The following is a 21,732-nucleotide window of genomic DNA, read 5'->3' on the forward strand; positions in this document are numbered from 1 at the left end:
TTGAGAAATGCCCCGCAACCTGTCGAACGCCGCCCGGTTGAATCTGAACGCCACGTCGGCAAGTGAGCCGCTGCTGACCTTGCTGGAAATCACCCATCCCGACCTGGCCGAGCCGGTGCGGGTGGTATGCGACACGCAGGATATTACGGTGGAAGGCCGCCTTTTTCTGGCGTGCGCCTTCGACATCCAGCTGCCGGAAGAAAGCGAAGGCCGCGTACCGCAAGCACAGCTGACCATCGACAACATCGGCCGCGAGCTGGTGCAGTGGATTGAGCTGTCACGCGGCGGTATCGGCGCGCAGTGCCGCGTTATGCAGTTGCTGCGCAGTCAGCCGTCGGTGATTGAGTACGACATCACACTGGACATGTCAGGCATCGAGGTGTCGCAGACGGCCGTCACCGCCACGCTGGGCTATGTCGATTTCCTCAACCTGCAGGCCGTGGCCATCAGCTACCGGCCAGAAACCGCCCCGGGGTGCTTCTGATGACGCACTGGTCTGACGCTTACATGGGGCGCGAGTACCTGCCTGGCGTGGCCGACTGTGCAGCGCTGGCCCAGGCCGTAGCGCGTGAGGTGCTGGGGCTAGAAGTAGCCCTGCCTGCCGAGCATGCCACCCAGCCATTCGCCCGTAATGTCCAGATACGCACGCACCGCGATAGCGTGGCCGAGCGCGTACAAGAGCCGATCGAAGGCCATCCTGTGCTGATGCTGGCGCGTGGCCGGCTGCAGCACATAGGCGTCATGTGCGACATGGGCGGGCGCTGGTACGTACTGCACGCCGACGACGGCTTTGGCGAGGTCATCCGCCAGCCGCTGCGCCAGCGCGGTGACGTGCATTTTGTTGACGACTGCGTGATCGAGGGATTTTACAAATGGAAATGACCGTACCGCAGGCCGTGCGTGCGGCCTACCTGCCGCACCCGCTGACCACCTCCGGACGGCAGGTGTATACCCTGCCGCCGAAGCGCAATGAAACGCTGGGTGGCTACCTGCGCCGCCTCGGCATTGAGGTCGACACCCACCCGCACGCCATCATGGTGAATGGCCGCCCACTGGGCGAAGCCTGGGCAAAATACCGGCTGCGCAAAGACGACCAGATCCTGATTCGTGCAGTGGTGCGCGGTGGCGGCGGTGGTGGCGCCGGCAAGGTGCTGCGCACCGTGGCGCTGGCAGCCATTGCCGTGGCGGCCGGCCCTTTGGCCGAAGCGGCAGTCGGCACCGAATGGGGCTTTCTTTCCGCGATAGGCGTGACGAATGCCGGCATTGCTCAGGCCGGCATCATGATCGCCGGCAGTATGCTGGTGAACGCCGTGCTGCCGCCACCGACTGCCTCAGCAGGTACGCTGGGTAATAGCAGCAGCGTCGAGCAGTCGCCAACCTATAGCCTCACCGGCGCCCGCAACCGGGTCCGCCCGTTCGAGCCAATGCCGCTGGTGCTGGGCAGGCATCGTATCGTGCCAGATCTGGCCGGCCAGCCGTATACGGTTTTCGAGGGGCAAGACCAATACCTGCTACAAAGCTTCCACTTCGGCCTGCAGTCCGATCTGCAGCTGGGTGACTTCAAGCTGGGCGATACCCCGCTTAGCGATTACCAGGGCGTCACCGTCTATCACGCCGGTGCTGACGGCAAGCTGCCGGCCGAGTTTGGCAACGTGGATACCGAGCCCGGCCGCGAGATCGCCCAGGCTGATGGCTGGATAAGCCGCACGACCAGTGCGGACTGCATCGGCATCAGCGTGGATATCCAGGGCGTGGCGTACTACGCCCGCGACGATGGCGGTGTGGATGGTCAAGCGATCGGCTACGACGTGCAGTATCGGTCGGTAGGCGCGTCTACGTGGGCAGCTTTTGGTGCCGGCAGTTTTGTGCTGAACGGCAATGCCGTCAATGTGGTACGTGCCAGCCACTTCTTGCAAGTTGGCCGCGGCCAGTACGAAGTGCGCATCCGCAAGACCAGTGCCGATGTGGATAGCAGCCGCCAAAAAAGCCAGTTTGCCCTGGCCCAGCTGCGTACCCATCAGTACGACGGCGCCGACTATACCGGCCAGCGCCGTGTCGGCATCAAGATCAAGGCCAGCAGCCAGCTGAACGGCGCGCTGGAAGAGCTGTCCGCCGTGGCGCAGATCGCGGTGCCGGTATGGACGGGTAGCGGCTGGGTGAGCCAGGTTAGCCAGAACCCGGCATGGCTGCTGCTGTACTTTCTGCGCGGTGGCTTCATTAGCGGTCGCCGTGTCTGGGGTGCCGGCCTGCCGGACAGCCGCATAGATATCGCCAGCATCAAGCAGTTTGCCGCCTGGTGCGATCGCAAAGCCCTCACCTGCAGCCTGGTGCTGGACCGCGCAGCCAGTATCAAGACCGTGGCCGAGCAGCTTGCCCGCTGCGGCCGTGGCCAACTGACATGGCAGTCTGGCCGCTACGGTGTGGTGTGGGATGACGACAGCCTGCCCTACGTGGCCACCTTCGGGCCGGCCAACATTGTTGCGGGCTCGTTCCGCGTCAGCTACGCCAGTGGCCAGATGGCTGACGAGGTCATCGTGACCTTCGCCAACGCCGCCAAAGGCTGGGAAGCCGACAGTGTGCGCAAGGTAGTGCCAGGAGTGGTCAATCCGAGCAACCAGGTTACGCTGGACTTTGCGGGCTGCACCAGTGCAGACATGGCCGGCCGCGAGGCTAACCTGTTGGCCGCCGCGCAGCATCTGCTGCGCCGCAAGATCAGCTGGGAGACGGACCAGGAAGGGCTGGTCGCTGGTAAAGGCGATGTGGTGATGATCAGCCACGACATGGTCAGCTGGTCGCACTCCGGTCGGCTACTGGACGGCAGCCGCGGCGCGCTGGTGCTGGATAAAGCGGTGCCGCTGTCTGCCGGTGGCTATGTCGGCGTGCGCTTCCCTGATGGCCGCTACTACACCTACCGCGTGCAGCCTGGTACTGGCCAAAGCAGCACGCTGCAGCTGCGTGACCTGATCCCGGCCGCTGATGATTACGGCCCTCTGCCTGTGCCGTCCGAGTCGGACACTGTGCCGTATGACTGGCTGTGGTTCTACGACGAAGCCGCGCAGCCAGGTAAGCAAGTCAAGATCACCGACGTAGCGCCTACGGGGGATGGTTTCCGCTTCACCGCGGTGGACTACCTGCCCGAGTACTACGCGGCCGAGTCGGGCTCATACGTATATGTGCCGCCCCGTGCGGCCAACCTTCCCCTGCTGGGCTGGGTGGCGCTGGCCGAGTCCAGCCGCATTACCGTGGACAAGCGGCGCGTGCCGGTGCTGTCTGCCAGCTGGCCACCCGTAGCCGGTGCGACGCAGTACCGCCTGCGCTGGCGCCGTACAGGTGGTGCCTGGGCGGAGGCGCTCATAGCTGGCCAGCAGTGGCAGGCAGATGTCGAGCCCGGGGCGTACGACGTACAGGTAGCCGCCGTTTTTACAGGCGGCACGATCAGTGCGCCCGTATCGGAAAGCATCACCATCGTGGCCGCCGGTGCGCCGCCGCTGGCGGTTACCGGCTTTACCGCGATGGGCGAGGCCATGCAGATCAGCCTGCGCTGGCAGTACCCCGCCCAGGCCGATATTGCCAGTGTCGTGCTGTATGGCACGCCGGCGGGTGGTGGCAAGGTTCTGCTCACCAGCCTGGCGTATCCGGCAGACCGCTGGACCCATGCCGGGCTGTCGGTGGGCATCAGCTGGCAGTACGAGCTGGTGCTGGTCGACGGCTGGGGTAATCGCAGCGCGGCGGCCGTGGCCACTGCCACCACGGTAAAAGACCCGTCCATCCTGCTGCAGCAGCTGCATGGCTCGGTATCGCGCGAGGCGCTGGACGGCCTGCTGCGTACTGATATTGTCACGGCGCAGGACGTGGCTACGCGGGTGATCCCTGCGCTGAATGAGGCCGCCGAGCAGGCCGCCAAGGCCGGTATCGCGGCGCTGATCGAGGCGGATCGCCGCCGCCGCGAGGCACGGTTTAACCGCCGCGCGTTTGACGCCATTCTGGATATCGACCCAGCTACTGGCCAGATCAAGCTGAAAGCTACCGCCGAGATCACCACGGACGTGGATACCAAGCTGCGCGACGTACAACTGGTGCTGGATGCGCAGGCCGGCAAGCTGGCCACCGCCGTGTCTGGCGTAGAAAGCCAAGGCGGCAGGCTGACTGCGGCCGAGAGCAAGCTGACGCAGCTGGAAAGCGGCATCAGCCTGGCCGTACAGCAAGCCTTTGCCTACACCGATGGCGCGGTGGCCAGTAACAGCGAGGCGGTAGACGGCCTGCAGCAGCAAGTGGACACCCTGGCGGGTAGCGGCATCGCCGGGCTGGTGGCAGATCAGCGCCGCCAGCAGCAGGCGCGGGCGGCACGGCTGGGGCTGGCGCGTGCGCAGTTCGATATCAAGGCAGTGGCCGATGGCCTGGCTGCCGAGTCCACGGCACGGCTGGCGCTGGATGCGCAGCTGGGTGGCACAGCAGCGGCGCTGCTGGTCGAGCAGAAAGCACGGGCGGATGGCGATACGGCGGTAAGTCAGCAAGTCACCACGCTTGCGGCCAACCTCCAGACCGAAAAAGGCGCACGGCAGGCGGCCATAGAGCAAGAAGCTGCTGCGCGTGTCACGGCAGATAGTGCCCTGGCATCCCGCATCGATACCGTGCAGGCTGCTGTGGATGGGGCTTCTGCGGCGGTTCAGCAGGAGGCCACTGCACGGGCAGATGCAGTATCTGGCGTGCTAGGCAAGTGGTCGGTGCGCATTGTCACCACGGCGGATGGCCAGCAGCGCGTGGCCGGTATCGGCTTGCTGAACGGCCAGCAGGGCAGTGCTTTCAGCGTATTGGCCGATGCATTCACGGTGGCGCTGCCCAATGGCAATGCGCCAAAGCAGGTATTCACTGTGGGCAGCATCGGTGGCGCGCCGGCCGTGGGGATTGCCGGTGATCTGATCATCGACGGCACGCTGTCCGGCCGTCGCGTGCTGGCATCCGAAAGTGTGGATGCAGACCAGATCAACACCCGTGGGCTGACCATAAAAGATGCGGCAGGTGCCGTTATCTTTGGCGCGGGCAAGGCGCTCGATGTATCGCGGGTAGCCGGCCTGGGTGCGTTGTCGACAAAGTCGCAGGTACAGGCGTCTGACCTGGCCGTGGGGCAGCTGTCTGCCATCACTGCAGATGTCGGCACGCTCACTGCGGGGGTGATGTACAGCCGCAGCTGGACGGCCTTCGTGAATCTGAATGCCTCCGGCTCGCAGCCTTTTATCCGTACGGCGGGCGGTTTCCAGATCAACGCGGATGGCAGCGGCAGTATCGATAGCCGCATGCTGGGTAACGTGGTGACAGGTTCGGTATTTATCGACTACACCCGCGCCGGCGAGGCTGACTGGCGACCAGTGCCGGTCGGCATCTGGCATGGGCGTGGGCGGCCGGTAATTTTGACGCTGTGGTTGACCGGTGGTGGTGGCGTTCCTGTGGTGATTGCCAATGATGGTGGCAGCTTCGTCATCAGCGGCCTGCCTAAGCAGGAGTCGAGCGGCATCACCGTCGGCTACGCATATATGTAAACAACCGCCCGGCCATGTGCCGGGCTTCTTATCGGGAGTGTCACATGGGTGTTGCATGGACTCGCCTCGGCACCGTGACGGTGACTGCGGGCAGTGTCAATGTCAGCGGCGTCGATACCCGCTGGCAGACGGCCGCCAGCATCGGCGATGCTTTTCAGGGGCCAGACGGCAAGCAGTATGAGGTGGCGGCAATCACGTCCGATACCGCCCTGCAGCTGCGCACGCCGTACCAGGGCGCGACGGCGGCAGGTCAGGCCTACGCCATCCTGCGCATCGTGCCGCAAGGCTCGGACGCGGAAACCATGGCCCTGCTGCGGCAGGTGCTTAACCTGACGGATGTGCAGCTGTCAGCCTTTATGGCGTGGGCAGATAGCCAGGGGGTGGTGTCGATCAGCGATGGCGAGACCACGCTGCCCGGGCTTCATGGCCTGCGCAAGCTGATGGCGGATCTAGCCCAGCTTTTTGTGGAGACTGCGAAGCGGCCTGCACTGACTGCTGCCGGCAGTCTGGGCATCGGCATGACGCCTAGCGCCTGGTCGAACGCAGGCCCTGGGCAAAATGCAGTCCAGACCATGTCGTGGGCAGTGTCGTGTGATGTGAACTCGCACTATCAGACGAATAACGCTTTCTACTCTGGCGCATGGACTTATATCGGATCGAAGTGCGCCACGCGGTATGACCAGGACGCCTCAGCAGGTGCCCATAAGTGGTATAGCGCGCCTGCCGGTATCGCTGGTGACAGTATCGCTTTCAGCAAGCTGATGGAGCTGTCGGTGGCTGGCGCGCTGGCGGTAGCGGGGCCGGTCTCCGTCGGTCGATACACCGCGTCCACGCTGCCATCGGCGGCAGCATATCTCGACCACGTAATCACCGTCAGTAACGCCAGCGGCGGCCCTGCGTTGTGCCTGAGCAATGGCTCTGCATGGATCAATGTCCGTACTAACGCACCTGTGAGCTAAAGGAAAAGTATGTCTATCATCGAAACAACTCGCCCCTACGAAACACTCATCCGCCACAACGCGGACGGCACCATCGGTGCGCACCACGTCCGTATCTACGAAGTCGTCAAAGACGGTCAGGTGCTGACCAGTCAGCTGCAGTCGCCAGTGCAGCTGGCGGTGGCTGGTGAGCAAGGCGTCGCGCTTGCTCAGGTGCTGGGCGAAGCGACCACGGCCGCGCTCTTGTCCGCAGAGAAAGCCCAGGCTGAACTGGCCACTGTCAAAGCGCAGCTGGCAGCAGTCCAGGGCGAGCTGGCAAAGCTGAAAGGTACCGCACCATGAAAACCTACGAAATCGGCACGCTGATCATCGTCGCGCTGGCCGGCGCCCAGCTGCTGCAGATGGGCGCGCAAGCGCTGATGCCCACACCACCGCCGCAGTGCATGGTGCAAGCCACCACGCCGGAGGGTGCCACCATCCAGCGCTGGCGCCCTTGCACCGAGGCCGAACTGGCCGCTACCAAATGACCCGCTTCGGCGGGTCTTCTGCTTTCTAGCCCTGCCATGTGCGGGGCGTTTTTCATTTCAAGGGGGATGTATGCAGGAAATTCAGGAGGCAGCCCAAGTAGCCAAAAGCCCGACTTCGTACAGTTTGCTGACGTACGTCTGGGTGCTGGCTTTAGCACTACTGGGTGGCGTGGCGGGCGCAATCCGCCGGGCGAAGGCTGACGGCAAGATCAGCATGGCCGAGATCGTCGGCGAGCTGGCCATCAGCGCGTTTGCTGGTGTTGTGACCTTCTACCTGTGCGAGTGGGCTGGTGTTTCTCAGCTGCTGTCTGCCGCGCTGGTCGGCATCAGTGGACACATGGGCAGCCGGGCGATTTTCCAGTTTGAGAAAGTGTGGGCCCAGAAGATGGGCGTTCCCAACACCGAGGAGCAATGACATGGCACGTATTTCCGCACAAGAAGCCGGCGGCGCCAACGTGCTGGCGTTTCTGGACATGCTGGCCGTGTCCGAGCTGGGCAAGGACCTGCTGGCCTTGTCTGACGATGGTTACAACGTGGTGGTGGGCAGTACGGCCAAGCGCCCTATCCTGTTTGCCAGCTATAGCGATCACCCCCGCCGCCTGATTGACCTGCCAAGCTTGGGCATCAAGTCCACCGCTGCAGGCCGGTACCAGATCCTGGCGCGCTACTTTGACCACTACAAGAAGCAGCTTGGCCTGTCGAACTTCGGCCCGATGAACCAGGACCGCATCGCGTTGCAGCTGATCCGCGAATGCAATGCGCTGGACGATCTCAAACGGGGCAAGGTTGCTGCAGCCATCAGCAAGTGCCGCAGCCGCTGGGCGTCTCTGCCTGGCGCTGGTTATGGCCAGAACGAGCACAGCCTTGAGCACCTGGTGGCCGCCTACGCGGCTGCTGGTGGAAAGGTGGCGTGACATGGGTACCCTTATCCCCGCCTCGTATCGCTGGCTAGCCATGCTGGCGCTGGCTGCTGCCGTTTTTGCCACTGGCTGGGTAAAGGGTGCCAGTCAGGTGCAGGCACGGTGGGATGCCGCCACAGGTATCCAGACGGTAGCAGTGGCCACCGTAAGGCAGCGCCAGGCCGAAGCCACCGTGCAGGTGGTAACCCAGTACGTCGACCGCGTTCACACCGTGCGCGAGGTCGGCCAGACCATCATCAAGGAGGTGCCCGTTTATGTACCGGCTGATTCCCCTGCTCTGCCTGGCGGTTTCCGCCTGCTCCACGACGCCGCAGTCCGTGGTGAGCTACCCGACGCCACCGGAGTTGCTGATGCGCCCCCCGTCCCCGCTCAAGACCTTGCCGCTACCGTCGCGGCCAACTACCTTACCTGCAGGGAAAACGCCGAGCAGCTGACGGCGTTGCAGGCGTGGATTGAGCTGCAAAGTAGGCAGTAAATTGGTAGAATCGCACTTCTGTCGCACTTAAAAAAGATGCGGCACGATAAAGGGTGATATATCAAATACTTGCGGTCGGTCGGTTTCGGGTTCGATTCCCGCCGCCTCCACCAAAACACCACTTCATGACGTGTCATGAAGCTTCAGAAACCCCGACAGCCCAGGCTCTCGGGGTTTTTTATTGTCTCATGGCGTGTCACCGTGCGCCTTGACATGCCGTCTCTGCTGACGGTATCTATGACGGTAGTTTGCATACCGTCAGAGTGAGATACCGTCATGCCACTTACCGATACCGCCTGCAAGAACGCCAAACCCAAACCGGATGGCAAACCCGCCAAGTATGCGGATGAAAAAGGTATGTACCTACTGGTTAATCAAACTGGCAAGTACTGGAGGTTGGACTATCGCTACGCCAACAAGCGCAAGACCTTGGCCATCGGCGTGTATCCAACTGTCACTCTCAAAGATGCAAGAGAAAAGCGAGACGAAGCTCGCCGGCTTTTAGCGGAAGACATCGACCCTGGCGAGCACCGCAAGGTGACCAAAGCCATTAAGGTTCTTCAAGCTGAAAATAGCCTTGAGGCTGTAGCGCGTGAGTGGTTTGCCAAGTTCAAACCAACATGGACTGATGGGCACGCAGAGCGAATTATTCGCCGCCTAGAGCGCGACATTTTCCCTTGGCTGGGTAGCCGTCCCATTGCCGACATTGAAGCGCCTGAGCTACTGACCAACCTGCAGCGTATCGAGCGGCGCGGTGCGATAGAAACTGCGCATCGTGCAATGCAAAACACCAGCCAGATATTTCGGTACGCGATTGCTACCGGTCGTGCCAAATACAATCCAGCCGCAGACCTTACGGGAGCGCTTGCACCTACGATTAAAACATCCTTCCCAACTATCACCGACCCGACCAAGATCGCTGAGCTCTTGCGAGCCATTGACGGTTACCAAGGCACCTTGGCAACCCAGTGCGCACTGAAGCTGGCCCCGCTAGTGTTTGTCAGACCCGGAGAGTTGAGACAAGCGGAATGGTGTGAAGTTGATCTTGAGAATGCCCTGTGGATCATCCCTGCAGCGCGTATGAAAATGCGGGAAAAACATGTCGTACCACTGTCGCGCCAAGCTGTGGCCATCCTGTCTGAGCTGAAACCGCTGACCGGCAATGGCCGCTATGTCTTTCCTGGTGCGCGCTCCAATGGTCGTCCGATGTCAGAAAATACAGTCAACGCAGCCCTACGACGCCTTGGGTATGACAAAGACACTATGACCGGTCACGGCTTCCGGCATATGGCTTCGACCCTCCTTAATGAACAGTGCTGGAACCGTGATGCTATCGAACGTCAGATGGCACATGCCGAGCGAAACAGCATCCGGGCAACTTACAACTACGCTGAGTACTTACCCGAACGCAATAAGATGATGCAAGCCTGGGCAGATTATCTGGATAGTTTGAAAGCCGGAGCGAAAGTCACTCCGCTGTTCAAAACAGCCTAAAAGCAGCATCACAAACATTTTCGCCCAGAGGTAGCAATGAGCAAACTATTCAAGCTTAAGCAATGGCTGACGCTAGAAGATGCAGCCAAGAGGCTTAGTACGACGTTAGGCGGGCAAGTAACTGTCGCAGATATCCTTCAGCTAGCCTTGGATGGAAGCTTAAGGCTGTCGGTAAACTTCGTAAATCATGCTTATGCAAAATGCTGTAGACGCGTGCCGATTAAAGAGGCTACGTATCAAGAAGTACCAAGCATTGAAAATCCAGCAATTACTGTTCGTCTTTACAAAGGACCACGCACTGACTCAGAAGTATTCGAATATAAAGATGGACTGGTAAAGCTGATTGGCATTTACACCTTATCCATGGTAGGCGCAGAAAGGCTAGACGTGGATCATCGACTCCAAATGGAGACTAGCGGCCCTGTTGTTACATTGATCGATCTTGATGGGACATTTGTTGAGAATGGTGATGGATACATCTATCAGGTTCGAGATATCCATCAAGACAAAAAGATAAGCGCGGACAACAGCTACCCTGCAGGCGGACTGCCCGATGATGCTGTTCTGGTTATGCGTACATCAGATATCACGAGGTTTGAAGCATCTTTGGATGCTGAAGACGAAGAGCCATCAAAAACCAATACCACTGAGCGCGAAAATCTGCTGAAAATGCTTGGAGGAATGGCTCTTCTGCTCGCAGAGAAAGGTGGGAAGTACAAACGGGGTAACAAGCCAAACGCAGCATCTATTGCTAATGAAGTCTCCGAGCTTATAGAACACCATCCAAATTCCAACCTCTACGGAATGAGTACTCGTAACATCAGAGAAAAACTCTCCGAGGCTATCCGCTTGCTGGCAGACTCTTGATCTGCCATTTGCCTTTGGCAGTTGCCTGAAGCCCCGCGAAGGGGCTTTTACATTGGCGTCACCCTTCTAATAGACGGAGTGACACACTATGACTCATCCAGCAGATAGCGCGAATACCTCCAAGCGCGCCCAGCATCACCACGACAACCACGCCTCCTACGGCGCTTTACCTGCTACGGGTTTTGTTCGCCTTGCAGACTTGCGCGTCATCATCCCCCTCAGCGACTCAACAATCTGGCGAAGGGTGAAAGGTCAAACCTTCCCGGCCCCAATCAAGCTCTCCGAACGGGTCACTGCTTGGAAAGTAGAAGACATCCGACAGTGGCTAGAAACACAAGGTCGGCATGACACCTGGGGAGGCCAAAATGAGTAATGTCGCCAAGGCTATCCTCATGAACGTCCCACTCCGAGCGCCAGGCGATGATATCCGCGCCGCCCTAGCCTATCTGGACGCCCACGACCGCGACAAGTGGGTAATGCACGGCATGGCCGTGAAATCGGAGCTGGGCGAAGCCGGCTTCCCTATCTGGGATGACTGGAGCCGCACCGCCGACAACTACCAGCCCAAGGCAGCACGATCTGTCTGGAAGAGCATTAAGCCTGCCGGGCGCATCACCATTGCCAGCCTGTTTGCCGAGGCCATCCAGCACGGCTACCGCCCGACCGCGCCTTACCAGCCACCTAGCCCCGAGGAGCGGGCCAAGATCGAGGCCGACCAACAGGCCGCCCAGGCCGAGGCCGAGGCGCTAGCCCAGCAGCAGCGGGACGTAGCCCGGCAGCAAGCGGCCAACCTGTGGGGGCGTGGTCATGCTGTCAGCAGCGAACACACCTACCTACAGGCCAAGGGCATCCAGCCCAAGGGCGCGGCCCAACTGCGCGACATGCTGCTTATCCCGCTGCGGGACGGTGGCGAGCTGGTGAACCTACAGATCATTGGTGCCGATGGCGGTAAGCGTTTCCTGACGGGTGGCCAGGTCAAAGGTGCCTCGCTGGTGTTGGGCCAGATCAAGGGCGCGGACACCGTGCTGCTGTGTGAAGGCTGGGCCACGGGCTGCACCTTGCACCAAGCCACGGGCTTGCCGGTGGTGGTGGCTTTCAACGCCCATAACCTGGTGACGATCGCGGGCCGGCTAGCCAGTGCCCTGCCGGTAGATGTGCAGGTGCTGGTGTGCGGTGATACAGACGAAAGCCTGACCGGCCAAAAGGCGGCCAGCCGCGCCGCCGAGCTGCTGCAAGGCCGTGGCCGTTCGATGGTGCCGGTATTTACCCAGGAACAGATCGAGCAGTACCGCCAGCAGCATGGCAAAGCGCCAAGCGACTACAACGACCTGCACCAGCTGGCCGGCTTGCTGGCTGTCACTGAGGCGGTACAGGCTCCCGCAAATCCAGAAAAAAACACCGATTTATATATGTCGGGCTACGTTTCAATGGCAAATGAGAGAGAAGGAACACCCCTACCTGCTGTTGGGGATGCAGACTTACCTAAAATCGACGGGAACTACGGGAATCACGGGAACCTGCATCAAGAATCTAGCACTGGCGAGACTTCCAGCGATATAGGCAGGTTACCGTTGCCAGAAAACGAGAACGGGAACCACGGGAACACGCAAGGCTTACCGCCTGGTTTTTTGCTGATTTATGGAAGCCACCGCCCAGGCGTGTACTGGCTAGACCCAGAAGGCGAAAGACCGCCCCGCTGGATATGCTCGCCCCTGAGTGTTGAGGCCAAGACCCGAGACGAGCGCGGCAGCAACTGGGGCCGGCTGCTGTACTGGGATGACGCCGAAGGCAGACCGCACCGCTGGGCCATGCCTGCCGAGCTGACATGTGGCGATGGTAGCGAGATGGCAAAAGAGCTGGCACGGGGCGGACTGGACATCGACCCCACCCGCAAGGCGCGGGAGCTACTGAACGCCTACCTTGTACGCTGCACACCACCCCGCTTTGTCCGCTGCACCAGCAGAACCGGCTGGCATGGCGGCGCCTTTGTGCTGCACGACGATGTAGTCAGCCAGCAGGATGGCGAGGGCATCTTCTTGCAGAGCGAGCGAGATGAAACCATGGGCATGGTGCAGGCCGGCACAGCTGCCGGCTGGCGCGAGCTGGTGGCGAAGTTGGCCGCAGGTAACAGCCGGCTGGTGTTTGCACTGTCGCTGGCCTTCGCTGCACCACTCGCCGAGTTAGCTAACGAGTCTGGCGGTTTCCACCTAATTGGCACATCGAGCGCCGGCAAGTCCACCGCGTTGGAAGCCGCCGCTTCGGTATGGGGCAGCCCTGCCGATTACGGCTATAAGTGGCGGGCCACCTCCAACGGCTTGGAGGGGCTTTGTGCTAGCCGTAATGATTTGCTGGTGATACTGGACGAGCTGGCCCAGGTAGATCCCCGCGAGGCAGGGGAATCCGCTTACCTGATCGCCAACGGCCAGGGCAAGGCCCGCGCCAGCCGCAACGGCACCATGCGAACACCAGCACGCTGGCGCGTGCTACTGCTGTCTGCGGGTGAAATCAGCCTGACACAACACATGCAGGAAGCTGGCAAGCAAAGCCGGGCAGGACAGGAAATCCGCCTGATTGATATCGCTGCCGAGTCTGGTGCAGGCCTTGGCCTGTTCGACACTCTGCATGGCATGGAAAGCGGAGCTGCCTTGTCACAAGCTATCAAGGCAGCCTGCCAGCAGCAGCACGGCACCGCCGGGCGAGCTTTCCTGCAACAACTGGTGCAGCAGTGCGATGCCGTCGCCACCCTGATTCGTGATGCACGGGCCAGCTTTCTGGCAGAGGACGTGCCACCCAGCGCCTCCGGCCAGGTGGTGAGGGCGGCCAGCCGCTTTGCCCTGGTAGCTGTGGCCGGCGAAATTGCCACCACTTGGGGGCTGACTGGCTGGCAGGAAGGCGAGGCGATGGCCGCCGCCGTGCGACTGTTCAATGAGTGGCTATCCGGGCGTGGCGGCGCCGGAGATGCGGAAACCCGCGAAGGACTTGCTGCGGTACGTGCTTTTCTGGAGGCACACGGCGAAAGCCGCTTTACCCCATGGGATGCCAACCCCGCCGCCACTGCTTGCACGATCAACAGAGCAGGCTTCAAGCGCTTGGAAGATGACGGACTGTGGTTCTACGTGCTGCCGGCTGCGTTCCGCAAAGAGATATGCAAGGGATTCAACCCGGTAAGTGTGGCTAAGTCGATGGCAGGCCGTGGCTGGCTCAAGACGCAATCAGATGACCGTACCACCTACAAGGCCAAGCTGCCAGGCATGGGCAACAAACCATCGAATGTGTACCTGATAACGCCGGGGATATGGGAGGACGAACAATGAAACTAGACCTATCCATACTGGCAGTTCCCGCAGTTCCCGCAGTTCCCGTAGCGAAAAATCAGCAATGGGAACCGCACTGCCAACCTGAAAGCCTTTCCCTACAAGGGCTTTGGCCATCGATTCCCGTGGTTCCCGTAGTTCCCGTTCGAAACGGGAATCTTTGCAGGCGCACGGAAACAAGCGGACGGGAGGGCGCCGCTCCGCCCCACCCCATCCCCGATGATCTGGCCGGACTGGTGTCGCGAGTAGCCACGCTGGAAAGTTGGCCGCATGACTTGTGGGTCGAACACCTGACCATCATTAGCCGGCAGCTGGTGTCCGGTGAGTGTGACGCCGATACCATCCGCACTGGCTGGCTGGCGCATATCGACCGATGGCACCACAGCTGCAAAGCTGAGTTTTTGATTAATTTGCCTATTGATTTCGTATGACAAAACCGCTGACAACCGACCTGCGGCACATTGATGTGCGCCAATTGGCCCGAAAAAAGCTGCTAGTACCTGGTTACAGATACGCCTGGGAGTGGAAACACCACCATACGGGGGAGCTAAAAGCCTCAATATGGATTGAGATCTCGGATGCGTACATTACCTTCCGCTACAAGATCAGCAACCGCGAGCAAAGCTGCCATATTGCTCAGGCGGTGCAGCTGGTGACTACACCTTGCAACTATGGCCATCAACGAGTTTGGTTTGCTTGCCCACACTGCGGCAGAAAGGCGGCCCTGCTATACCTTGGCTTTAAACTAGCATGTCGTCGCTGCCACAAGATGGCGTACGAAGTGCAAAGAGAAAGCCTGCATGACCGCCAGTGCCGAAAACTTGATAAAGTCCGTGAACGCTTGGGCTGGGAAGCAGGTTTCTTGAATGGGCATGGCAACAGGCCTACTGGAATGCACTGGTACACTTACGAGAAACTGCTTACAGATCACCATCGGCTGGAGGCTCCCATCCTTGTGCAGCTCAGTAAACTGTGCGGTTTGGACGCTCCGCTGGTGGACTACCTGTAGCCAGACGGGAAGTAGAACTACCGACCGAGATGGCAGTAATCAAGTCCAATAAAATGGGGACATGTCCACCAGACAACCGAACATGTCCGCACTGCAAATGGACATGTCCGGCAGTTGATCGAACATGTCCATGTTCCATACCAAAACGGGCCATTCTATTTGGGATAGTTCGGCTCTTACATTGCCCTGGCAATCTTTAAAGCCGATAGTAACCATAAATGGTTAGTCTAACGCCCTTGCAGCGATGCCTGCATCTTACTGCTGCTAGTGGTTGTAGCTTGAATTCCAGCTGACTCACGCAGCAAAGCCTTGAAAAAGTGAAAGCCGGGCGACTTTATACAAAGTGGCCCGGCCTTCTTCCCGCCCCATTCCCTAATCAAGACAAGCACTTTTCGGTGGTAGCCAGCTTGCGCCACCACCTAGAACAGCAGCACCGCCAGGTGGTTGTCTTCCTTAAAAATTTCTCCAAGCGCCGCAGGGGCGAAATGGCCTTGCTGCGGGGCATTAACTGACTGAGAAATACCAACGATCACGCATGATCAAAATCAATGGGCCAGAACCTGGCCACAGTTTTTTGCTTGGGGGTTCCTTAGCCTATCAAACTGACAAGTGTTCCTCAACCCCTTCCAGGGGGATGCCATGCTCTAGCAAAGCTTTACGGAGCAAGGTGCGAATCATCAGCTTGTCAGACTTGTATTCTTTTTGACTTTCGTAAAATTGATTGTCATCCACAAGCACCAGTAACTGCCCCACCGAAAGCTGAGCTATTGCATTGCTTCTGAAAATATTCGCATCGGCAAACAGCGTTTGGTAATTTGGCTTAAATACCCGCTCTTGCTTCACAAGGCAAAACTTTCCCCCGCCTTGGTCATGAATGATGATCCGGCGCTGCGGAACAGGTTTTTTCGGGTGCCGATCATCCCTGCATTCACCAGGATTGCATCGGGGGCAACTCAGATAGGTATCATAGGCATGCGAAAAGATAACCTCGCCCTCAACCTTGATCAGCTTGATCTCCGGCTCTTGCTCAGGCACTACACGCAAATCGTGATAAATCCGGAATGATTTTCTCCGCAATCTTGCGCCATACACTTCCAGCAAGGGCTTCAACTGGTGCTCGGATGCCTGCTTGGCACCATTTTTCCAAGCACTGACGACAGACTGCTGAGTACGGCATGCGTCAGCGATCTGTTTCTGCGTCCAGCCATCACGCAACGCCATATTGATCAGCTGCTTGGTGTAGCGATATTTTCGCGAGTTCTGTTCCATATTTTCGTGCCAAAAGGCGGGCAAGCCCGCCAGCGTTCAAACGATCAGACTTTATTTCTTGGTCGGTTTTGGCGCTTGCTGATTGGGATTCAGCTGCTTGCCCCGGTTGCCCTGGTTTTGGTCGTAAGTCTTGTTGGTGCCGGATGTACCTTTGTTACCGTTCTTGATATCAGCGTTGTGGTTCGACATGGTGATCTCCTAAAGAGCGCATAGAGGAGCCACAATTCTGCCAAAACCACTTTTTTATGCCATTGATATTATCATGATCGTTTCGTGATAAATCATGATATTTCGCAGCAGGCGGAAAAATGCCGGGCAGGCCCGGCACTTTCACTTAGATATCCAGTGACGGCAGAGCCTTCACAATCTTCATCGTCTCCAGGCTGACGGTCACCACACGCAGGAACAGCTCCAGCGGGTAGCGCGGGTTGTTCATGGTTTCGGTGGCCCAATCGTTGGCGTCGTTGACGATGCCGCTAACCGGATCAGGTTTCACGCGCTGGCGTTCTACTACCCAGTCTAGCGCCGGTTTGCCGTTGACCACGTACTCGTAGGCTTCCAGCGGGATGCCGGTTACAGTAATACGTGGGTTGTAGATCAGCACAGTTTTGTCATCAACAGTCTTTGATTGGCCGGTTTCTTTATCAACAACCTTGGTCTTGCCGTACTTCATTTTCTCGACTCGATAGTCAGCAGCAGTTAGCGTCTTGCCGCTGGTATCCACCTTGGCACCTTCGTACATGGCCACGGTTTCGTAGTTCAGATGCAGCTCGGCCAGCTTACGCCCAGCTTTGCTGAACTCCCGAAAATTGGCCGCGCCTTTCACGCAAGGTATACGCGGCAGCTCTTTGCTGAGGTTGTCGGCAAAGCGTTCACGGTAATCCGGTGAGTGCAGCAAACCATAGACGTAATAGAAAATGTCTTCTTTGCTGATAGCATCGCTGATGGGCATGTCCGGGTAAGCGGCCACGAAATACGCCAGTCCCTCGTCGGTAATGGCATCGCGGCGCGTGCGGCCAACCTTGGCCGCAGCAGCGGGCGGGCTGTCGAACAGGCTATCTTGCTGCGGCTCTTTGGCGGGCTTGGCATCGTCCTCTTCGTAGAGGTAAAGGGGGAAGCATTGCGTACCGCCATCGGTTTGCAGCTCCATAATGTGATCCACCATCAGGGCCAACTGGCCATCACCGTTCCAGCGTTGCTTGATGACAATCATGCGATTGGGCGATTGCACATCGGGGAAGATTTGGGGCAATTGACCGACACGGTGATTCAAAGCGCCGTGGTAATAAATCCACTGCTTTTGAAATGGCCGGTACAGGCCAACTACCAAACGTTTTGCATCAGTTTTGATCGCGTGATTTCGTGCCAAGCTCTGCTTCAAACTACTCGTCCAGCTAACCTTAGTTGCATCGTGACTTACAAAATCATCAATCAGTGCAAGTCGATCTGCATCATCGCCATGTGTGAAAGAAGCATTAAATCTGCTTAACTCCGCATGATAAAAATCTACCAATTTGCTGACATTTTGATATGTCAACTTACCAGAGGCATTCACACACCAAGCATCGCGCCCAGTCTCTAAACCTCTGGTGTAGTTCTCGAATAGAACGTCTGACTTTTGCTTTTTATTTCCAATCTGCAAAAAGCCTTCAAACCCTGCATCCCGCTGCTTGACCCAATCCCCATGTGCGTCCGGCGTGATGGCTTGCCAAAGGTTGGCCGCAGCAATGCCACCGATGCTGCCAAACTCACTCACGATGTTCAGCTTTTCCTCGCGGCTCAGGTAGTCGCCGATGTCGTGCCAGAAAATGCGGCCATGCTGGGTGGCGTGCGGGTTTTTCACCAGTAGCGAAATGGCAATCGGGGCGCGGCTGCCCATGCCGAAAACGTTGTCCTTTTCCTTGCGGCGCAATTCGCCCGAAGTACGCGCATTGCCGCGCAAGTGGAAGACGTAAATATCGGAAAACTCTTCCGCCAGACACTGGCGCAAACCGTCGGCGGTGTTGGCTTCCAGAAACCCGGCATTGGTCACAAAGCCAATCACGCCGCTATCGCCCAACCGGTCTGACGCCCAGCGAATGGCGCGGATATAGCTGTCGTACAGCGCATTCTTGTTGGTGGCAGCGGAACGGGCGGCGTAGCTATCGCGGATGCGGGCATCCAGCTGCGGGTAGGCCACGTTCTGGTTGTTGTCGTTGGCACTGTCTTGCCCGGCGGAATACGGCGGGTTGCCGATAATCACGCGGATATCCAGCGCCTTTTGCCGTTTGCGCCGCGCGCTGTTCTGGAACAGCACCTGATCGACCAGATCTTCTTTCTCGTACATCTGGAAGGTGTCGGTGAGGCAGATGCCGTCAAACGGCACGTAATCGCCACCGGCAATGCCGTGGTACACCGCCTCGATATTGATGGCAGCAATGTAGTAGGCCAAGAGCACCAGCTCGTTGGCGTGGATTTCGCCCTTGAATTTTTTCTTGAGCTGCTCGGCCGGGATGATGCCGCTTTGCAAGAGGCGCGTGATAAACGTGCCGGTGCCGGTGAACGGGTCGATAATGTGCACGCCGTCGCTGGCCAGGCTCTGGCCAAACTGGCTTTGCAGGATGTGCTCGACGCTGTGGATGATGAAATCCACCACCTCCACCGGGGTGTAGACAATGCCCAGGCGCTCGGTCATGCGCGGGAAGGCGTTGCGGAAGAATTTGTCGTACAGCTCGACAATAATTTTCTGCTTGCCTTCGGCTTTGTCGATGCCCTCGGCCCGCAGTTTTACGCTGGCGTAGAACTTTTCCAGTGTGTCGGCTTCTTTATCCAGCCGGTGCTCATGCAGCCGATCCAGCACGTTCTGCATGGCCTTAGACATCGGGTTATGGCTGGCAAAACTGTAGTCGGCAAACAGGGCATCGAAAACCGGCTTGGTAATCAGATGCTGGGCCAGCATCTCGATAACTTCTTCCTCACCGATTTTGCCGTTCAGGTCATTTTTTAGCTCGGCGACCAAGCCCTGAAAGGCTACCTGCTCGTCGTGATTACAGTCGTTTTTTACAATCTCGGTGATGCGGGTGATGTGGGTACGGGCAATCTTGGCGATATCATTGGCCCATTCTTCCCAGTGATGACGATTACCACACTTCTGCACCACCTTGGCAAAGATGGCGCGTTCGATTTCACCGATTTCAAACTCCAGCGTTTGCTGTTCCGGTTTGTTTTCTGCAGCTTTCCCTGCGCTACCAATGCCATAAGTGCCTTTGCCTTTATCCAGCTTGGTCGCAGCGGTTTTCTTATCGGCTTTTTTCTGCACCTTATCGCTGACGGCGATCACTTCCATCTTGCTGGTGTCGTTGCCAACCAGATCCAGCTTATTGATCATGGCATCGAAGCGGTCGTCGTGCGAACGCAGCGCCTGCAACACCTGCCACACCACCTTGTAGGTCTTGTTGTCGTTGAGGGCTTCGTCTGGTGCCATACCAGAGGGGATGACCACCGGCAAGATCACATAGCCGCGCTTTTTACCTTCGGCCAGACGCATGACGCGACCAACAGATTGCACCACATCGACTTGCGAGCTGCGTGGCGTGAGAAACAGCACGGCATCTAGCGCGGGCACATCCACGCCTTCAGACAGGCAGCGCACATTGCTGAGGATGCGGCAGGTATCGTCCGGCACCGGTGCTTTGAGCCAGGCGAGTTTGCTGTCTTTCTCACCGGCATTCATGCCGCCATCGATGTGGTCTGCCTCGCACTTGAGGGTGGCGCAATCCTCGTCCGGGTTGCTGGCCTTGTACTCTTCCACCACGGCGGCAAACATGTCAGCAATCTTCTTGGAGCTGATCTTGTGGGTCTTGGCGTTGCTTTGGTACTCGATGACCTGGCAGAACGCCACGGCGCGCCGCATCGCGGCGGCATCGTCGCCCAGGTCTTCACGGGTGTCTTGCTTGGACAGCGCTTTCCAGCAACCGACGATCTTGGCAGCGTCTTCGACCTTGATCTGGTTGTTGTCGTCCTTGAGCAGGTTTTGCAGGCTACGGCTGATGTGAGCTTCGTCCATAGCCAACACCAGCACTTTGTAGTCCACCAGTAGCCCGGCCTTCACCGCCTCGCTGAAGGTGATAACGAACAACTCTTTGCCAAACAGGCTTTCGTCGTCCATCGAGCACAGCGCCACGCCGCCTTTTTCTTCCTGGGCCTTGGCACCATCACCATAGATGCGCGGGGTGGCGGTCATGTACAGGCGCTTGGCAGCGCGAATGTAGTCGCCATCGTGTACACGGACAAAGGCGCTTTCTTCTTCGCCGTCAAAGGTGGCACCGGTAGTACGGTGGGCTTCGTCACAGATGATGAGGTCGAAATCGGCCAAGCCATGCTCCAGTTGAGCACGGCTGATCACGTCGATGGAGTGGTAGGTGCTGAACACTACACTCATGTGCTCGCCATCGTGACGCTTGGCCATCTCTGTGGCCAACCTGGCCGCATCAGTGGTCGCCGGATAGCGCAGTTCGTGGGCCAGCGTCTGAACCACGTCATCGTCTTTCTTGCGCTTTTTGCCCACGTCGCTATCGGAACACACGGCAAAGCTGTGCAGTGGGGTAGTGCTTTCTTGCGTCCACTCGGTGAGGGTTTGCGACAGCAGCGACAAGCTAGGTACCAAGAACAGTACGCGCTTGCCAGCCCCCACCAGCTTCTCGGCAATCTTCAGGCTGGTGAAGGTCTTACCCGTGCCGCAGGCCATAATCAGCTTGCCACGCTCTGCGTTGGCCAGGCCGGCTTCAACACGAGTCAAAGCACGGATCTGATGGTCACGCAGTTGCTTCTTGGGCTTTAGCACAGCGGCTTGCTTAGGCTGGTACTGGCTCCAGTCGATCTGGCTGTCTTCCAGTGCCTGCAAGTCCAGCTTGGTAACCGGTGGCTGCTGATTAACCAAAGCGTCTTCAGCATTTGGCCCCCAGCTGTTGGTGGTGGTAACAATCAGGCGGCGGCTGAAAGGCTGCTTGCCGGAGGCGGTGAAAAAGCTGTCGATATCAGCTTTCTGGACTTTGTAGTCTTCGGCGTAGAACTTGCACTGGATAGCGTGGTATTCGCCGTCTGTCGTCTTGGCCACCAGGTCGATACCGGTATCCTTCTTGCTCCAGCCATTGCCGTACTGCTCGGCCCATTCGCCAAACGGCCACACGTCGCTGTACAGGTCGCGGTAAGTGGCTTCGTTCTTGAGGTAGCAGACAATCAGCTCTTCGAAGTAGGTACCTTTTTCACGCTCGGTAACGGCGGCGTTGCGAAAGGTGGTCAGCAGGGTTTGTAGTGCAGACATGGCGATTTATTCTTATCAGGTTAGATGACTGAGCAATGCGGCATTTTAATCACAAAACCAATGCCATGAGGATTTTTGCA

The 21,732-nt window shown here is 58.6% G+C and carries 18 protein-coding genes; 15 read left to right on the forward strand and 3 right to left on the reverse strand.

Features of this window, described 5'->3' with window-relative positions:
• Positions 1-7: 7 nt before the first annotated feature.
• From LCH97_RS04510 to LCH97_RS04580, 15 genes are all read left to right on the forward strand, one after another.
• Entirely contained in the window at positions 8-484 is a 477-nt protein-coding gene (locus tag LCH97_RS04510; RefSeq protein ID WP_227303607.1) for a DUF1833 family protein, read from the forward strand.
• Positions 484-882, forward strand: coding sequence for a hypothetical protein (locus LCH97_RS04515; RefSeq protein WP_227303609.1), 399 nt, complete (start codon positions 484-486; stop codon positions 880-882). Before LCH97_RS04510 ends, LCH97_RS04515 begins: the two co-directional genes overlap by 1 nt.
• The gene (locus tag LCH97_RS04520; RefSeq protein WP_227303611.1) at positions 873-5,537 is read left to right on the forward strand and encodes a host specificity factor TipJ family phage tail protein; all 4,665 of its coding nucleotides are present in this window, start codon (positions 873-875) and stop codon (positions 5,535-5,537) included. The genes LCH97_RS04515 and LCH97_RS04520 overlap by 10 nt, the downstream gene beginning before the upstream one ends.
• A 44-nt stretch (positions 5,538-5,581) precedes the next feature.
• Positions 5,582-6,496: a hypothetical protein gene (locus LCH97_RS04525; protein ID WP_227303613.1), complete on the forward strand. Its 915-nt coding sequence runs from the start codon at positions 5,582-5,584 to the stop codon at positions 6,494-6,496.
• Between the two features lie 9 nt (positions 6,497-6,505).
• The gene (locus LCH97_RS04530) at positions 6,506-6,817 is read left to right on the forward strand and encodes a hypothetical protein (protein ID WP_227303614.1); all 312 of its coding nucleotides are present in this window, start codon (positions 6,506-6,508) and stop codon (positions 6,815-6,817) included.
• Positions 6,814-7,002, forward strand: coding sequence for a hypothetical protein (locus LCH97_RS04535; RefSeq protein ID WP_227303616.1), 189 nt, complete (start codon positions 6,814-6,816; stop codon positions 7,000-7,002). Before LCH97_RS04530 ends, LCH97_RS04535 begins: the two co-directional genes overlap by 4 nt.
• A gap of 70 nt (positions 7,003-7,072) precedes the next feature.
• Complete coding sequence (locus tag LCH97_RS04540; RefSeq protein ID WP_227303617.1) at positions 7,073-7,417, forward strand: phage holin family protein; 345 nt, start codon at positions 7,073-7,075, stop codon at positions 7,415-7,417.
• A 1-nt stretch (position 7,418) separates the two neighbouring features.
• Positions 7,419-7,916, forward strand: coding sequence for a glycoside hydrolase family 104 protein (locus LCH97_RS04545; protein ID WP_227303618.1), 498 nt, complete (start codon positions 7,419-7,421; stop codon positions 7,914-7,916).
• Position 7,917: 1 nt separating this feature from the next.
• Positions 7,918-8,397 (forward strand): hypothetical protein, encoded by a 480-nt coding sequence (locus tag LCH97_RS04550; RefSeq protein ID WP_227303619.1) that lies wholly within the window; start codon positions 7,918-7,920, stop codon positions 8,395-8,397.
• 276 nt (positions 8,398-8,673) lie between these two features.
• A complete protein-coding gene (locus tag LCH97_RS04555) occupies positions 8,674-9,891 on the forward strand; it encodes an integrase arm-type DNA-binding domain-containing protein (RefSeq protein WP_227303620.1) in 1,218 nt (405 codons plus the stop codon).
• 36 nt (positions 9,892-9,927) lie between these two features.
• Positions 9,928-10,758, forward strand: a complete 831-nt coding sequence (locus LCH97_RS04560; RefSeq protein ID WP_227303621.1) for a hypothetical protein — start codon at positions 9,928-9,930, stop codon at positions 10,756-10,758.
• Positions 10,759-10,846: 88 nt separating this feature from the next.
• Positions 10,847-11,131 carry an AlpA family transcriptional regulator gene (locus LCH97_RS04565; protein WP_227303622.1) on the forward strand — a complete coding sequence of 95 codons (285 nt, stop codon included), beginning with the start codon at positions 10,847-10,849 and terminating at the stop codon, positions 11,129-11,131.
• Between the two features lie 19 nt (positions 11,132-11,150).
• Positions 11,151-14,072, forward strand: a complete 2,922-nt coding sequence (locus LCH97_RS04570) for a DUF927 domain-containing protein (protein ID WP_227303623.1) — start codon at positions 11,151-11,153, stop codon at positions 14,070-14,072.
• Positions 14,069-14,503, forward strand: a complete 435-nt coding sequence (locus LCH97_RS04575) for a hypothetical protein (RefSeq protein ID WP_227303625.1) — start codon at positions 14,069-14,071, stop codon at positions 14,501-14,503. Before LCH97_RS04570 ends, LCH97_RS04575 begins: the two co-directional genes overlap by 4 nt.
• Positions 14,500-15,081: a hypothetical protein gene (locus tag LCH97_RS04580; RefSeq protein ID WP_227303626.1), complete on the forward strand. Its 582-nt coding sequence runs from the start codon at positions 14,500-14,502 to the stop codon at positions 15,079-15,081. Before LCH97_RS04575 ends, LCH97_RS04580 begins: the two co-directional genes overlap by 4 nt.
• 597 nt (positions 15,082-15,678) lie before the next feature.
• Here LCH97_RS04580 and LCH97_RS04585 read toward each other — a convergent pair.
• The 3 genes from LCH97_RS04585 to LCH97_RS04595 form a co-directional block, all read right to left on the reverse strand.
• The gene (locus LCH97_RS04585) at positions 15,679-16,350 is read right to left on the reverse strand and encodes a helix-turn-helix transcriptional regulator (RefSeq protein ID WP_227303627.1); all 672 of its coding nucleotides are present in this window, start codon (positions 16,348-16,350) and stop codon (positions 15,679-15,681) included.
• Between the two features lie 51 nt (positions 16,351-16,401).
• The gene (locus LCH97_RS04590; protein ID WP_227303629.1) at positions 16,402-16,539 is read right to left on the reverse strand and encodes a hypothetical protein; all 138 of its coding nucleotides are present in this window, start codon (positions 16,537-16,539) and stop codon (positions 16,402-16,404) included.
• A 145-nt stretch (positions 16,540-16,684) separates the two neighbouring features.
• On the reverse strand, positions 16,685-21,652 hold the full coding sequence (locus tag LCH97_RS04595; protein WP_227303630.1) for a type ISP restriction/modification enzyme: 4,968 nt from the start codon (positions 21,650-21,652) through the stop codon (positions 16,685-16,687).
• Positions 21,653-21,732: the final 80 nt, after the last annotated feature.

It is taken from the genome of Vogesella sp. XCS3 (assembly GCF_020616155.1).
Classification (GTDB): domain Bacteria; phylum Pseudomonadota; class Gammaproteobacteria; order Burkholderiales; family Chromobacteriaceae; genus Vogesella.

Bases quoted from the DNA above. Each gene is read 5' to 3' on its own strand.
- LCH97_RS04510 (WP_227303607.1), top strand. From the start codon at position 8: ATGCCCCGCAACCTGTCGAACGCCGCCCGGTTGAATCTGAACGCCACG.
- LCH97_RS04515 (WP_227303609.1), top strand. From the start codon at position 484: ATGACGCACTGGTCTGACGCTTACATGGGGCGCGAGTACCTGCCTGGC.
- LCH97_RS04520 (WP_227303611.1), top strand. From the start codon at position 873: ATGGAAATGACCGTACCGCAGGCCGTGCGTGCGGCCTACCTGCCGCAC.
- LCH97_RS04525 (WP_227303613.1), top strand. From the start codon at position 5,582: ATGGGTGTTGCATGGACTCGCCTCGGCACCGTGACGGTGACTGCGGGC.
- LCH97_RS04530 (WP_227303614.1), top strand. From the start codon at position 6,506: ATGTCTATCATCGAAACAACTCGCCCCTACGAAACACTCATCCGCCAC.
- LCH97_RS04535 (WP_227303616.1), top strand. From the start codon at position 6,814: ATGAAAACCTACGAAATCGGCACGCTGATCATCGTCGCGCTGGCCGGC.
- LCH97_RS04540 (WP_227303617.1), top strand. From the start codon at position 7,073: ATGCAGGAAATTCAGGAGGCAGCCCAAGTAGCCAAAAGCCCGACTTCG.
- LCH97_RS04545 (WP_227303618.1), top strand. From the start codon at position 7,419: ATGGCACGTATTTCCGCACAAGAAGCCGGCGGCGCCAACGTGCTGGCG.
- LCH97_RS04550 (WP_227303619.1), top strand. From the start codon at position 7,918: ATGGGTACCCTTATCCCCGCCTCGTATCGCTGGCTAGCCATGCTGGCG.
- LCH97_RS04555 (WP_227303620.1), top strand. From the start codon at position 8,674: ATGCCACTTACCGATACCGCCTGCAAGAACGCCAAACCCAAACCGGAT.
- LCH97_RS04560 (WP_227303621.1), top strand. From the start codon at position 9,928: ATGAGCAAACTATTCAAGCTTAAGCAATGGCTGACGCTAGAAGATGCA.
- LCH97_RS04565 (WP_227303622.1), top strand. From the start codon at position 10,847: ATGACTCATCCAGCAGATAGCGCGAATACCTCCAAGCGCGCCCAGCAT.
- LCH97_RS04570 (WP_227303623.1), top strand. From the start codon at position 11,151: ATGAACGTCCCACTCCGAGCGCCAGGCGATGATATCCGCGCCGCCCTA.
- LCH97_RS04575 (WP_227303625.1), top strand. From the start codon at position 14,069: ATGAAACTAGACCTATCCATACTGGCAGTTCCCGCAGTTCCCGCAGTT.
- LCH97_RS04580 (WP_227303626.1), top strand. From the start codon at position 14,500: ATGACAAAACCGCTGACAACCGACCTGCGGCACATTGATGTGCGCCAA.
- LCH97_RS04585 (WP_227303627.1), bottom strand. From the start codon at position 16,350: ATGGAACAGAACTCGCGAAAATATCGCTACACCAAGCAGCTGATCAAT.
- LCH97_RS04590 (WP_227303629.1), bottom strand. From the start codon at position 16,539: ATGTCGAACCACAACGCTGATATCAAGAACGGTAACAAAGGTACATCC.
- LCH97_RS04595 (WP_227303630.1), bottom strand. From the start codon at position 21,652: ATGTCTGCACTACAAACCCTGCTGACCACCTTTCGCAACGCCGCCGTT.